General features: G+C 62.9%; 9 protein-coding genes. 8 read left to right on the top strand and 1 reads right to left on the bottom strand.

All coding sequences use genetic code 11. The features are described 5' to 3' along the window. Positions 1-80: 80 nt before the first annotated feature. Positions 81-911 (bottom strand): substrate-binding domain-containing protein, encoded by an 831-nt coding sequence (locus GGQ74_RS00140; RefSeq protein ID WP_167939528.1) that lies wholly within the window; start codon positions 909-911, stop codon positions 81-83. A gap of 275 nt (positions 912-1186) precedes the next feature. Between GGQ74_RS00140 and GGQ74_RS00135 the strand changes: the two genes are divergently transcribed. The 8 genes from GGQ74_RS00135 (at position 1187) to GGQ74_RS00100 (ending at position 12280) form a co-directional block, all read left to right on the top strand. Then, positions 1187-2065: a formate dehydrogenase accessory protein FdhE gene (locus tag GGQ74_RS00135; RefSeq protein ID WP_167939527.1), complete on the top strand. Its 879-nt coding sequence runs from the start codon at positions 1187-1189 to the stop codon at positions 2063-2065. 15 nt (positions 2066-2080) lie between these two features. Then, positions 2081-2842 (top strand): formate dehydrogenase accessory sulfurtransferase FdhD, encoded by a 762-nt coding sequence (locus GGQ74_RS00130; protein ID WP_167939526.1) that lies wholly within the window; start codon positions 2081-2083, stop codon positions 2840-2842. Next, positions 2839-3444, top strand: a complete 606-nt coding sequence (mobA, locus tag GGQ74_RS00125; RefSeq protein ID WP_167939525.1) for a molybdenum cofactor guanylyltransferase — start codon at positions 2839-2841, stop codon at positions 3442-3444. The genes GGQ74_RS00130 and mobA overlap by 4 nt, the downstream gene beginning before the upstream one ends. 143 nt (positions 3445-3587) lie before the next feature. Continuing rightward, entirely contained in the window at positions 3588-4583 is a 996-nt protein-coding gene (gene moaA / locus GGQ74_RS00120; RefSeq protein ID WP_167939524.1) for a GTP 3',8-cyclase MoaA, read from the top strand. Position 4584: 1 nt separating this feature from the next. Further along, the gene (locus GGQ74_RS00115; protein ID WP_342448558.1) at positions 4585-5460 is read left to right on the top strand and encodes a transposase; all 876 of its coding nucleotides are present in this window, start codon (positions 4585-4587) and stop codon (positions 5458-5460) included. Positions 5461-5890: 430 nt separating this feature from the next. After that, entirely contained in the window at positions 5891-8911 is a 3021-nt protein-coding gene (fdnG, locus tag GGQ74_RS00110; protein ID WP_167939523.1) for a formate dehydrogenase-N subunit alpha, read from the top strand. A 1-nt stretch (position 8912) separates the two neighbouring features. Then, entirely contained in the window at positions 8913-9647 is a 735-nt protein-coding gene (locus GGQ74_RS00105) for a 4Fe-4S dicluster domain-containing protein (RefSeq protein WP_167939522.1), read from the top strand. 284 nt (positions 9648-9931) lie between these two features. Then, positions 9932-12280: an ABC transporter substrate-binding protein gene (locus GGQ74_RS00100; RefSeq protein ID WP_167939521.1), complete on the top strand. Its 2349-nt coding sequence runs from the start codon at positions 9932-9934 to the stop codon at positions 12278-12280. Positions 12281-12294 lie beyond the last annotated feature (14 nt).

Raw genomic sequence — 12294 nt, 5'->3', positions numbered from 1 at the left:
GTTCTGGCGAAAAAAAGGCCGGGCCGCGCACTGCGCCGCCCGGCCGTCGATTCGGTCGATGTGCTCTCTACCGCGTCCGACTAGCGGGCGTTGGGGGTGAAGAGCTGCTTGCCGAGCAGGCGGAACTCGGCGATGCGCTGCTGGGTGGGGGCGGAAGCCATCCACTCCCGGAAACGGGTGGCGAGGTCGTACTTGACCTTGGCGCACTTCTCGGGATTCACACACAGCACGCTGTACTGGTTGAACAGAGCCTTATCGCCTTCCACGATGATTTTCAACGGGGCGTCGCCGTTGTTGGTGGCCTCGTACTTGATGTAGGTGCCACGGTCAGTCATGGTGTAACCATTGCGCTCGGCCGCGACGTTGATGGTGGAGATCATGCCCTGACCGGTCTGCACGTACCACGGAGCCTTGTCGGGCACGGCCATTCCGGCGGCCTTCCACAGGGAAAGCTCCTTCTTGTGGGTGCCGGAGTTGTCGCCACGGCTGACGAAGTCGATCTTCTTCTCCGCGATGGTCTTCATGGACTCAACGACAGTACGGCCGCGCACGCCTGCGGGGTCGCTCTCGGGGCCGATGATCACGAAATCGTTGTACATGATCTCGGTGCGGTCCACGCCGTATCCCTCATCCACGAACTGTTTCTCCGCCGCCGGAGCGTGCACGAGCAGCACGTCCACGTCGCAGTTGCGCCCCATGGCGAGGGCCTTGCCGGTTCCCACGGCGGTCCAGCGCAGTTCAATGCCCGTCTCCTGCTGGAAGACGGGAGCCAGCACGTCGAGCAAGCCCGTGTTGTCGGTGCTGGTGGTCGTGGCCATCATCAGAACGGGGGTCTGCGCCTGCGCCAGCACGGGCAGCGACAGAGCGGATACGAGCACCAAAGCGAGAATGAGCAGCAGTCGTTTTTTCACCTTTCCACTCCTTTCTGGTCGTTATTTTCCGTTTTTAAAACCTACTTGAAAGCTCTACTTATATGACTACCTGTATTGACTTGCGAAGCCAAAGTCCACCTCAGAGAGATATGCGCAAGGTTTGGCACCAGCCATCATGACGATTTTCCCTCGAACGCCACTCTTTTCATATTAAAATTCAGAGTGTTGATGAGGTATTGGTCTTTTCCATCGAAAAAGTGTATTGTGTTGAGGAAATTCAATCTTACAACCGCCTCCGCGCAGGTGATCCGACAATGCCATTCGATCCGCAAGCACGACTCAGACTGCTCGATATCCGGTTCCGACTGCTGCGTGAAAGGACCCACATCCCCGACGTTCTCGCGAACCTCGTCCACGATGTCCACCAGCGGCAAATAACCGCACGCGCCGAGGCGAACGTCCGCGTCACGGAAGACATGCTCACCCCGCCAGAACAGCGTGGTCCGGGCATTCCCCTGCTCCTGCGGGAGCGCTTCCCCTTCGACGCGGAACTGTCCGCCCGCCTCTTCGACGAATTCATCGCGCTCCTTCTTCCCCTTTCCGGTCCACTGGCCGACGCCGCCCGCCTCATCCGGGATTCGCGCACGGACCTCGACCTCGGCTCCCTGTTCTCCGCCCGCCTCGCCGACGACGAATCCCGCTTCGCGCTCTGGGCGGAAAAGACACCCAAGGCTCCGAACTGCATGAAATTCCTCATCCAGTCCTCCATGGCTCCGGGGCTGAACGAGGCCGCCGAACAGGCCGCCGAGGGCATGGACCTCGAAATCAGCCATGCGCCTGGCCCCTGCCCGGTTTGCGGGAGTCTGCCCTTCATAACGGAGCTTCGCGGCAAGGAAGGGTTCCGCCACGCCACCTGCTCCTTCTGCCAGACCACCTACCGCATCGCCCGGTTGAGCTGCCCCTTCTGCGGCGAGGACGACATGGAAAAGCTGGCCTACTTCACGGCGGAGGGCGAGGACGGCTACCGGGTCGACGTCTGCGACTCGTGCAAGATGTACATCAAGTGCGCGGACTTCCGGGCGATGGATCGCAAGACCATGCCGCTCATCGACGATCTCGATTCGCTGACGCTAGACCTTTTGGCTGCGGAGGAAGGCTACACGCGCCCCACGCTGTCCAGCCTCGGCTTCTGAACCGGAGACAACGGCATGCCCTCGCATTCTTCCACACACGCACAAATGGAACGGGAAGGCTCCGGGCTGCACGAAGTGGCCTGCCGACAATTCAAAAACGGCGCATGGCGCGACTTCACGGACGTCGTCACGCCGGAGGCCGAATTGTGTCTTCGCTGGCCGGACCGGCCCGCCGTCCGCCTGCTGGCCTTTCCGGAGAATCTGTCGAGACTGGCCCTCGGGCACGCCATGCTGGAGCTGTGTGCCCCGGGAGAAATGCCGCACGTGACCGCCCGCAATGGTGACGAGTGGACGCTCGCCCCCGTTTCGGACACGCGACGGCTTGCCGATGCGCCGCCCGCATCCGTCGATGCCGAACGCATCCTCGCGTGCATGACGGAATTCATCGCGGGCGAAGGGCGCTGGGAGGCCACGGGATGTTTCCACCGCGCGGCGGTCTGGAATCCGGCCACGCAGGCCTTCGTCGCGCAGGCCGAGGACATCGGCAGGCACAACTGCATCGACCGCCTCGCGGGCTGGAGCGTGGAAAACGCCACCCGCCTCGACGGCATGTTTCTCTTCGTCTCGGCACGGGCCACGGCTTCGCTGGTGCACAAGGCCACGGCCTGCGGCTTTGCGGCCATGGTCAGCCGTAGCGCGGTAACCACCTCTGGCCTCGCTACCGCGCGCACGGCAGGCATGGCGCTGGCGGGATTCGCCCGCGAGATACGCTTCACGGTCTTCACGGACCCGGCGGGCCGCATCCTCGACCCGCAACACCCCGGAGGCAGGCCATGACGCAATGCGACATTCCCGCGCTGGTCCTCGCTGGCGGCAAGAGCACCCGGTTGGGGCTGGACAAGGTCGGGCTACACTTCTCGGGGAAGACCATGCTCTCGCGCATGATCGAGCTGGCGGGCAGCCTGTGCCGCGAGGTCTGCGTCTCGGGCCGCGACCCGGCGGAACTCGGCGTCTGCGCCCCGTGGCTACCGGACGACACGGCCGGAGTTGGCCCCATGGGCGGCATCCTCACAGGCCTTCGCGCCTTTGGCCGTCCACTGCTGGTACTCGCTTGCGACCTGCCCATGCTCGACGCCCCGACCGTGGCGCGCCTGCTGGCGGCCGAGGCGCAACGCCCGCCACATGCGGTGATGACCACCTTCCGTCAGGAGGAAACCGGCTACATCGAGTCGCTGGTGTCCGTGTACACGCCACAGGCCATACCGCTGCTGGAGCAGGCCATGCGCGACGGCATCTACAAACTCAGCCGGGCCATCCCGCCGGAGCTTCGCCACCACGTGCCCTACTCGCGCAGCGAAGCCGCCGTCTTCTTCAACATCAACTTCCCGGCCGATCTCGCCATGCTGCGACAGGTGGAAAACCACCGGCTACCAAGCTGACGGCGGCACCGGGATTGACATGACGCCCCCGGCGGGCGACAGATTCCTTCACGGACGTCACCACACACTGAAACGACCATCCGCGAACAGACAATGCCCTCCGGCCAGCGCCGGAACGAACGATACGGAAGAGGGAGTCCACCATGATCCACGACGGTCACGGCCGCACAGTCAGCTACATCAGGCTTTCCGTGACGGACCGCTGCAATCTCAAGTGCTTCTACTGCCGCACCGACGGCGAGGAATGCTTCATCGACCACTCGAACATCCTGAGCTACGAGGAAATGCTCCGTCTCGTTCAGGCCGCGCAGACCATGGACGTGACCAAGCTCCGGCTGACCGGCGGAGAGCCCTTCGTGCGCCGGGATTTCCTCGCCTTTCTCGGCATGCTGCGTGAGGAGTGTCCCGGCCTTGACGTGCGCATCACCACCAACGGCACACTGCTCGGCGGCAAGGTGCCCGCGCTCAAGCACCTCGGCATCCAGCGCATCAACATCTCCCTCGACACGCTCAAGCCCGAGCGCTTCGCGCATGTCACGGGCCGCGACTTCCACGACCGCGTCCTGCAGGCCATCGACGACTGTCTGCACTACGGGCTGACGGTCAAGATCAACGCCGTGGCCATGAAGGGCATCAACGACGACGAAATCGCCGCCTTCACCGAGTTCGCGAAGACCCGCCCGGTGGACGTGCGCTTCATCGAATTCATGCCCATCGGCGGATGTTCGCACTGGAAGAAGGAATACGCCCTGCCCGCCCGCGACATCATCGCGGCGGTCTCCGCCGTGGCGGACATCACCCCCGTGCCGAAGCACGCCATCAACGACGGCCCGGCTCGCATCTACGAGATCAAGGACGGCCTCGGCCGCATCGGCGTCATCTCCGCCATGTCCGACCACTTCTGCGACACCTGCAATCGGCTGCGCATCACCTCCGACGGCAGGCTGCGCACCTGCCTGTTCTCGGACAAGGAATACCGCCTGCGCCCCATCCTGCGTTCTCCCCGCCTCGGCAACGAGGCGCTCCTGCGCGTGATGCGGCTGGCAACGCAGCACAAACCGCTGGGCTACAAGCTCCTCGAAAAGCGTCTGCTCGGCAATTCCGTGTGCTCCAAGGTCATGTCATCCATCGGCGGCTAGCGTGCAGCAGGAACTGGAAACGGCAATCCCGGACGAAATCTTCGTCGACGAGGCGGCGGCGCGGCGCTATCTGCTGAAGTTCTGCTGGAAGAACCACCAGCGCTTCTGCCCGCGCTGCCGCAGTCGGCGCAACTACCGTCTGAACAACGGCAGGCGACGTTGCGCCCGTTGCCGCTACACGTTCCACGACTTCAGCGGACGCTGGATCAACAACTGCAACCTCTCCTGCACGCAGTGGCTGCGCCTCGTCCAGCTCTTCGAAACCGAAACCACGGCGCGCACGGCGTCCAAGGAACTGGGCATCTCATACAACACGGCCTACAAGGCCATGTCCACCTTGCGCTTCGCCATCGTGGCCCATGCGCTGGACGCACGGCAGCTTCTCGGCCCGAATTCCCCCCTCGGGCTGTCCCTGAACGGGCGCGCCTTCCAGTCTCCCTCCGCAACCGAGGAAAAGCAGGTCACCCCGGTCTTCGGCATCATGGACCGCGGCACGTGGGCCTTCGTCGACCTCATTCCCGGCTTCGACCTCGAAACGCTCCTCCACTTCAGCCTGAGCTTCCAGCTCAAGACCGTACGCCTTGGCAACGTGATCTACACGGACCGCTACCAGCGCTACGACACACTCATCTGCTGCGTGGGCAACGACCCGGCGGCGGACTACTTCCGCGTCGGCCCCCACGGGCTGCCCATCGACGAGAACAATCCCGGCTTCTGGCATTACGTCAGTTCGCGGCTCACCAAGTTCCACGGCGTGACGCCACAGCGCTTCCCGCTCTATCTGAAGGAACTGGAGCTGCGCTACAACTCGCGCCACAAGGACCTCTTCCCCCTGCTCACCGGCTTCCTCTGCGACTTCGCGCCGGAAATCGACTGACGTCGCAACCCGGACCTTTCCACTCCTTTCCCCGATCCAGCACGGCTTTCGTGCGGCCCGCTTCCGCCTGGGTAGTGTCAAACCCTACCCAAGTTCTATAGCATTGCCCCCACCCCAGCTTGTAGCTATAGAGGATATAAGTCCTAACAGCCTTTGAAGGCTTATGAATAGCTATGCGAAAGGAGGTGATGGCCGTGATGACAACCCGCCCGACTGCGATTCCCTTTGCGGGACTGGGCCTCGATCTTGGTCCGGTCGCAGCCAGGGCCAGGCTGCTCATGCCACGCTACGTGCGCCACGTGCGACCTCGTACGCATCCGACATGGCATGAGACCTGCGCGCCCGCACCCGCGGGCTACAGGCTGCTTCTCGGGCTTTCCCGAGAAATTCGAGGACGTTGAACGATCACACCGGAACAAGGAGACACGGAATGAAACGCAGAGAGTTCATCAAGCTCTCCGCCGTGGGCGCCGCCGCCACCGCATTCGGCGGACTTGGCGTATCCCTTGCGCCCACCACCGCGAGAGCGCAGCACTTGAAGACCCGCTGGGCCAAGCAGACCACCTCCGTCTGCTGTTACTGCGCCGTCGGCTGCGGACTCATCGTCCATACGGACACCATGAGCCAGCGCGCCATCAACGTCGAGGGCGACCCCGACCATCCCGTCAACGAAGGTGCCCTGTGCGCCAAGGGCGCGTCCATCTGGGCACTCGGCGAGAATGACCGCCGCGAGAAGAACGTCCTCTACCGCGCTCCCTACAGCGACAAGTGGGAAGTGAAGGGCTGGGACTGGGCGCTCTCACGCATCGCCCGCCGCATCAAGGACACCCGCGACGCGAGCTTCACCGAAGTCAACGCCAAGGGACAGACCGTCAACCGCTGCGACGGCATCGCCTCCGTTGGCTCCGCAGCGCTCGACAACGAGGAATGCTGGGCCTACCAGTCGTTCCTGCGCGCACTCGGCCTGGTGTACATAGAGCACCAGGCACGTATCTGACACAGCGCCACTGTTGCGGCTCTGGCAGAGTCGTTCGGACGCGGCGCGATGACCAATCACTGGATCGACCTCAAGAACAGTGATTGCATTCTGATAATGGGCAGCAACGCTGCCGAAAACCACCCGATTTCCTTCAAGTGGGTGCTCAAGGCCAAGGACAACGGTGCCACGGTCATTCACGTGGACCCGCGGTTCACCAGAACCTCCACCAAGGCCGACATCTACGCCCCCATCCGCTCCGGGTCCGACATCGGATTCCTCGGCGGCATGATCAAGTACATCCTCGACAACGAGCTGTATTTCAAGGAATACGTCGTCAACTACACCAACGCGTCCTTCATCGTGCGCGAGGACTTCAAGTTCGACGACGGCCTGTTCTCCGGCTTCGACGGCAACAAGTACGACAAGTCCACGTGGGACTTCGAGTACGAGTCCGAAGGCGTTCCGCGCAAGGATGCGAGCCTCAAACACCCCCGCTGCGTGTTCCAGCTGCTGAAGAAGCACTTCAGCCGCTACACGCTGGACAAGGTGGAGGCCGTCACCGGTACCCCGCGCGCGGACATCCTGAAGGTCTACAAGGCCTACTCCGCCTCCGGCAAGCCGGACAAGTCCGCCACCATCATGTACGCCATGGGCTGGACCCAGCACACCGTGGGCGTGCAGAACATCCGCTCCATGGCCATCATCCAGCTGCTGCTGGGCAACATCGGCGTGGCTGGCGGCGGCGTGAACGCACTGCGCGGCGAATCCAACGTGCAGGGCTCCACGGACCAGTGCCTGCTGTGGCACATCCTGCCCGGCTACCTCGGCATCCCCACGGGGTCGCTCGGCGACCTCGCCGCCTACAACGCCAAGATGTCCGGCCCGCACCTCAAGGGTGCCAAGGACCCCATGAGCGCCGCATGGTGGCAGAACTTCCCGAAATACTCGGTGAGCCTGCTCAAGGCCATGTACCCCTCCGCAACGCCGGAGACCGGCTACGAATGGCTGCCCAAGTGCGACGACGGCAAGAACTACTCGTGGCTGAACATGTTCGAGGAGATGGACAAAGGCGCGTTCAAGGGCTTCTTCGCATGGGGCCAGAACCCCGCATGCGGCGGTGCCAACTCGAACAAGACCCGCAACGCCATGGCCAAGCTGGACTGGATGGTCAACGTCAACATCTTCGACAACGAGACCGGCAGCTTCTGGCATGGCCCGGACATGGACCCCAAGAAGATCAAGACCGAGGTCTTCTTCCTGCCCTGCGCGGTGTCCATCGAAAAGGAAGGCTCCATCACCAACTCCGGCCGCTGGATGCAGTGGCGCTATCAGGGGCCCAAGCCTTGGGGCGACACCCGACCCGACGGCGAGATCATCACTGAACTCATGGAAAAGGTCCGCGAGCTGTACGCCGAGGAAGGCGGCAAGTTCGTTCAGCCCATCCTCGGGCTGGGCACCCACCTCTGGGGCGGCGAGCACGGCATCTTCGACCCCCACGCCGTGGCCAAGCTCATCAATGGCTTCTTCCTGAAGGACGTGGAGATCAAGGGTACCCTCTACAAGAAGGGCCAACAGGTGCCGAGTTTCGCCTTCCTGCAGGACGACGGCTCCACCTGCTCCGGCAACTGGCTGTACTGCCAGTCCTACACGGACAAGGGCAACATGGCCGCCCGCCGCGACAAGACCCAGACCCCGGAGCAGGAAAAGATCGGCCTGTATCCGAACTGGGCATGGTGCTGGCCCGTCAACCGCCGCATCATCTACAACCGCGCGTCGGTGGACCTCGAAGGCAAGCCCTACGCGCCGGACAAGCCCGTCATCCAGTGGAACGGCGAGAAGTGGATCGGCGACGTGCCGGACGGCGGCTGGAAGCCCGGCACCAAGTACGCCTTCATCATGAAGCCGCAGGGTCACGGCCACATCTTCGGTCCCGGCCGTGCCGACGGTCCGTTCCCCGAGTACTACGAGCCTATGGAGTGCCCGGTTTCCCGGCATCCGTTCTCCAAGCAACTCCACAACCCCACGGCCCTGCAATTCAAGAACGAATACAAGGCCGTATGCGATCCGAAGTACCCGTTCGTGTGCTCCACCTACCGTGTCACGGAGCACTGGCAAAGCGGCGTCATGACCCGCTTCACCCCATGGCTCATCGAGGCCGAGCCGCAGATCTTCTGCGAAATGAGCCCCGAACTGGCCAAGCTGCGCGGCATCGCCAACGGCGACAAGGTCACCCTCGAAAGCGCGCGCGGCAAGCTGTGGGCCATCGCCATCGTCACGCCGCGCCTGCGGCCCTTCAAGGTCATGGGCAATACCGTCCACCAGATCGGCATCCCGTGGCACTACGGCTGGGTATTCCCCAAGAACGGCGGCGACGCGGCGAACCTGCTTTCGCCCTCCGTCGGCGATCCGAACACGGGCATTCCCGAGACCAAGGCATTCATGGTGAACGTGCGCAAGGCAAAGGAGGACTAGGATGGAAAAGACATTCTTCATAGACCTCACTCGCTGCACGGCCTGCCGGGGATGCCAGGTGGCCTGCAAGCAGTGGCACAAACTGCCCGCCGAGGAGACCAGAAACTTCGGCTCGCATCAGAACCCGGCCGACCTGTCGGTGCACACCTACAAGCTCGTCCGCTTCAGTGAACACGCAAATGGGCACAAGGTACAGTGGCTGTTCTTCCCCGAGCAGTGCCGCCACTGCATCATCGCGCCCTGCAAGGAGGTGGCCGACGGTTACGACGAGACCGCCATCCTGCGCGACGAAACCACCGGCGCGGTGCTCTTCACCGACCGCCTCGCCGCATTCGGCAACGACGAAAAGCAGGAAGTCCGGGAGGCTTGCCCCTACGACATCCCGCGCTTCGACCCCGAAACCGGCCTCATGGCCAAGTGCGACTTCTGCATCGACAGGGTCCACAACGGCCTGCTTCCGGCCTGTGTTCAGGTCTGCCCCACCGGCACCATGAACTTCGGTGACCGGGAGGACATGCTGGCGCTAGCCGAGGAGCGGCTCGCCCAGGTGAAGAAGTCCAAGCCGAACGCCATGCTCGTGGACCCCGACGACGTCAACGTCATCTACCTCGTGGAGGCTGATCCCAAGCTCTACCACGAGTTCCTTGCCGCCGACGCCGGAGCGCACGATCCCAAGGGCATCACCCGCAAGCAGATGTTTGCGAAGCTGCTGTCCCCGCTGAAGAACCTGTCGTAAGACACCTTGAACCATAAACCCTGCGGCCCGGACCACGCGTCCGGGCCGCAGACCCTATCTGCCGCCATGCGCATGCGCCCGCGATCGACGAAAGTCCGCCAGCCGCGCACCGTCCATCACATGACAACGCCGCGGCAATTGGGACAATGCGCCTTGCCACGCTCCCTCGCCAATTGTACAGTTTCATAATGACCAGTCCCACGCCTCGTGATCGGCATGACGCCTCTCTCCTTCGGCAGAACGTCCATGCCGAAAAGAAAAACTCGTCCCAGCATCGCCGCGACGTGAGGCACTGGCCGGACCTTGTACTGATCGCGGCGCTTCTCGCGACACTACTCGCGGCATTCATCCCGCGTCCGGTTCTGGCGAAGGAACTATCGCCACCGCTGACCCTGCAACTCAAATGGCACCACCAATTCCAGTTCGCGGGATACTATGCGGCACTGGAAAAAGGCTTCTACGCCGAAGAAGGGCTGGACGTGCGTATCGTCCCCGGCGGACCGACCATCGATCCCGCCGATCAGGTCACCTCTGGACGGGCCGACTATGGCGTGCTGGCCTCGGAACTGCTCGTCAAACGCGCAGCCGGAGCACCGCTCGTCTGCGTGGCCCCCATCTTCCAACATTCCATCCGGGTGCTCTTCGTCCACGAGGACTCCACCATCCGCTCTCCGCAGGATCTCGCCTTTCGCCGCATCGCCATAAACCAGACGGAATCCGCCGAAATCCTCGCCATGATGCTTAACGAGGGTCTCCCCCCCGGTGACATGGATTTCCGCAACAAGAGCGAGGATTCCCTCGCGCTTTTCATGCGGCGCGAACTCGACGGCTTTGTCGGAAGCATCGGCAACGAGGCATGGCCACTCATCCAATCCGGACACTTGACGCGGCTCATCCGTCCCATCGACTATGGCATCGATTTCTATGGAGACTGCCTCTTCACGACAGAGCGGGAGGTAAAGGAATACCCGAAGCGAGTGGAGGCCTTCCGGCGCGCCAGCATCCGCGGCTGGGAATACGCCTTCGACCATCCAGAAGAGATGTCGGAACTCATCATCACAAAGTACAATCCGCAGAAAACGCGCGAAGCCCTGCTCTTCGAGGCCGGGCGTCTGCGTGAAATCACCCAGCCCAAGCTCGTGGAAATAGGGCACAGCAATGAAGGGCGCTGGAAGAACATCGCGAACACCTACCGCCGCCTCGGCCTTGTGGCGGGCGATTTCACCATCGACGGATTCTTTCTCTCGTACTATCTGGAGCCACCCCTTCCGTCCCGGATCAAAGGCCTCATCGTCGGCACGGGCGCACTGCTTTTGCTCGCACTCATCGTCGCGGGCGCGCTGGCCCTGTTCAACACCCGCCTCAAGCGCGGGGTGGAACGGCGCACCGCCGAGCTGGCCGCCGCCAATACGCAACTCGCCCGTGAAGTCCGCATGCACGAGGAAGCGCGAAGCGAACTCACTTCGCTTCGCAACATGCTTGAAAGCGTCATCAACGCCATGCCGTCCATACTCATCGGCGTGGATGAAAACGGAAAGATCACGCACTGGAACCAGAAGGCCAGCGAACAGACCGGGCTGACACAGGAGGCGGCGGAACGAATGAACCTGCAGGAAGCCCTCCCCGCCCTCGCGGACAGCGACGTCCTCATCCGCAGGGCGCTGGAAAGCGGCGACCCCATCCGCATCCACAAGCTCCAGCTCAACATGACGGGAACCACCGGCTGGTACGACCTGACCGTCTATCCGCTCCCGCATCAGATCGGCGCCAACGCCGTCATCCGCATCGACGACGTCGGCGACCTCATGCGCATGGAACAGACGCTGGTTCAGGCGGAAAAGATGATGTCCCTCAACAGCCTCGCGGCGGGCATCGCCCACGAGATCAACAATCCGCTGGGGGCCATCGTACAGGGCACGCAGAACATCAGCCGCCGGTTCTCCCCGGATTTCCCGGCCAACGTCACAGCCGCGCAGGAAGCGGGCGTCAGCCTCGACGGCATCCACACCTACATGGAAAAGCGCAAAATCGACCGCCTGCTCGACGGTATCCGCGAATCAGGACTACGCGCGGCCACCATCATCCAGAACATGCTCGACTTCAGCCGCAAAAGCGACGCCGGAATGGCCATCGTCAACGTGCACGAGGTCCTCGACCACGCCGTGTCGCTGGCCTCCACGGACTACGACCTCAAGAAAAAGTATGATTTCAGAAACATCTCCATCGAACGGCGCTATGCCGACAACATGCCGCCGCTTCGCATTGCGCGAACGGAGATAGAGCAGGTGGTGCTGAATCTGCTACGCAACTCGGCGCAGGCCATGTCCTCACACGGCTCCAACGGGGAAACGCCGCGCATCGTCATCGAGACGGAACTCGCCAGCAGATATGGAAGAATCACCATCACGGACAACGGCCCCGGCATGGACGACAAAACCCGCTCGCGCATCTTCGAGCCGTTCTTCACCACAAAGCCGCCGGGCGAGGGCACGGGGCTTGGGCTTTCCGTGTCCTACTCCATCATCACCAGAAATCACGCTGGCCGCTTCGAGGTGGAATCCACGCCCGGCAAGGGCACGACCTTCATCCTCAGCCTGCCCATTCCCACCGAGGACGGCCCCTCGGCGTCCTGACCGACGCGCACGTG

It is taken from the genome of Desulfobaculum xiamenense (assembly GCF_011927665.1).
Taxonomy (GTDB): Bacteria; Desulfobacterota; Desulfovibrionia; order Desulfovibrionales; family Desulfovibrionaceae; genus Desulfobaculum; species Desulfobaculum xiamenense.
Note: the sequence above shows the minus strand (reverse complement) of the source record. Positions and strands in the feature narration are given on the sequence as shown.